The sequence below is a fragment of the Rhizobium sp. J15 genome, from assembly GCF_002531825.1.
Taxonomy (GTDB): Bacteria; Pseudomonadota; Alphaproteobacteria; order Rhizobiales; family Rhizobiaceae; genus Rhizobium.
Window position 1 is genome coordinate 1 of sequence record NZ_NWSX01000095.1, and the last position, 2,238, is coordinate 2,238.

The window sequence follows — 2,238 nt, forward strand, 5'->3', positions numbered from 1 at the left end:
ATTTTGTCTACAAACGAGAACATCAACCGTTGCCCAGGATCGGAGCCTGGAAGGGTGATATTGAACGGTTCCTCATTGCCAACGAAGGCAAGGCATCGCGCGAACGGCTGACGCTGATCCGGATTTACGAGGAGGTCCGGGCACTCGGCTACGACGGCAGTTATGACGCGATCCGGCGATATGCCAAGACCTGGGCGAAGAACCGGGGAGCCGTGACGGCGGAAGCCTATGTGCCCCTCTATTACGCGCCAGGCGAAGCCTACCAGTTCGACTGGAGCCACGAGATCATTCTGGTCAACGGGGTGACTACGACCGTGAAGGTCGCGCATGTCCGGCTCTGCCACAGCCGGATGATGTTCGCCCGAGCCTATATGCGTGAGAGCCAGGAGATGGTGTTCGATGCCCATGACAAGGCCTTCGCCTTCTTCCGTGGCACCTGCACGCGCGGCATCTACGATAACATGAAGACTGCGGTCGAGGCGGTGTTCGTCGGCAAGGAGCGACAATACAATCGCCGCTTCCTGCAGATGTGCAGCCACTATCTGGTCCATCCCGTTGCCTGCACGCCCGCATCCGGATGGGAGAAGGGACAGGTCGAGAACCAGGTCGGACTGGTTCGAGAACGCTTCTTCACACCACGTCTTCGGGTTAAAAGCCTGGATGAGCTGAATGTCTGGTTGCTCGATAAGTGCATCGCTTACGCCAAGGCACACCGTCATCCTGAACAGACCGAGCGAATGATCTGGCAGGTGTTCGAGGAGGAACGCGGCAGCCTCGTGCATTACGGCGGGCCGTTCGATGGTTTCCACAGCGTCCCGGCCTCGGTGTCGAAGACCTGCACGGTCCGTTTCGACAACAACAAATACTCCGTCCTCTCGACTGCGGTCGGCCGCCCTGTTGAGGTTCACGCCTATGCCGAGAAGATCGTCATCAGGCAGGACGGCGTGAACGTCGGTGAGCATCCGCGTTGCTTTGGCCGTGGCGAGACGATCTACGATCCCTGGCATTATGTCCCCGTTCTGGCTCGCAAACCCGGCGCTTTGCGCAACGGCGCACCGTTCAGGGACTGGGTGTTGCCAGCGGCGATGGAGAAGGTCCGCAAGCGCCTGAAGAGCGTCCACGACGGTGATCGGCAAATGGTCACAATCCTTGCATGCGTTCCCACCGATGGTCTGACGGCCGTCGATGCGGCCTGTCAGGAGGCGCTGGACCAGGGCGTCTGCTCGGCCTCGGTAATCATCAACATTCTGGCTCGTAGTCGTGACCCGGCTCCGGCCGCAACCCTGCAAACCCCGGATGCGCTTCGATTGACCCATGAACCGGTCGCCGACTGCGCACGCTATGACAGCCTCAGGAGGGCAAGCTGATGGAACGCACACAGGTTCTCGAACTGATGAGCACGCTGAAGCTCTATGGAATGCGCAGCGCCTACGACGAGGTCATGGGCAACGGCATCAAACGGCAGCACGAACCGCCGCGCATTGTCGGTGATCTCTTGCAGTCGGAGATCGCCGAGAAGCAGGCCCGCTCCATTCGCTACCAACTCAGTATCGCCAAGCTGCCCCTCGCAAAGGACATCGACGATTTCGACTTCACCGATACGCCGGTCAATGAATCCCTGGTGCGGGAGCTGGCTACGGGCACCTTCGTCGCCGATCAGCGTAACGTCGTCCTCGTCGGCGGCACGGGAACCGGAAAGAGCCATCTCGCCATTGCGATTGCCCGTGCACTGATCCGCAACGGAACACGCGGGCGCTTCTTCAACGTCATCGATCTGGTCAATCGGCTGGAAACAGAAACGCGCAGCGGCAAGCAAGGGCGGACGGCCGACTATCTCAATCGTCTCGACTTCATCATCCTCGACGAACTCGGATACCTGCCTTTCGCCCTGGCCGGCGGCCAACTCCTATTCCATCTGATCAGCAGGCTCTACGAGCGCACGTCGATCATTGTCACCACGAACCTGGCGTTCGGTGAATGGCCGACGGTGTTCGGCGATGCCAAGATGACGACGGCACTTCTCGACCGCCTGACCCATCACTGCGAGATTGTCGAGACTGGCAACGAGTCCTGGCGCTTCAAGAACCGCTCTCAAAGCTAAAAGTCGAAGAAGATCATCACCCGCACTTGGCCTACCCTCTGCAACCCCGGCCAGCGCCGGGCAGGCCAAGCGCTGATCTACAGCAAAGGGGGGTCAAAATTGGATAAGCAAAAGGGGTCAATGTTCGGTGCTGATTG

Annotated in this window: 1 protein-coding gene and 1 pseudogene; both read left to right on the forward strand. The window is 59.7% G+C overall.

Annotated features, from left to right (window positions below; all coding sequences use genetic code 11):
- Positions 1-1,361 (forward strand): annotated as a pseudogene (gene istA, locus CO670_RS32250) (IS21 family transposase); the annotation flags it as partial.
- A gap of 5 nt (positions 1,362-1,366) precedes the next feature.
- A complete protein-coding gene (gene istB / locus CO670_RS32255) occupies positions 1,367-2,101 on the forward strand; it encodes an IS21-like element helper ATPase IstB (protein WP_097594058.1) in 735 nt (244 codons plus the stop codon).
- Positions 2,102-2,238 lie beyond the last annotated feature (137 nt).

Bases quoted from the DNA above. Each gene is read 5' to 3' on its own strand.
- istB (WP_097594058.1), top strand. From the start codon at position 1,367: ATGGAACGCACACAGGTTCTCGAACTGATGAGCACGCTGAAGCTCTAT.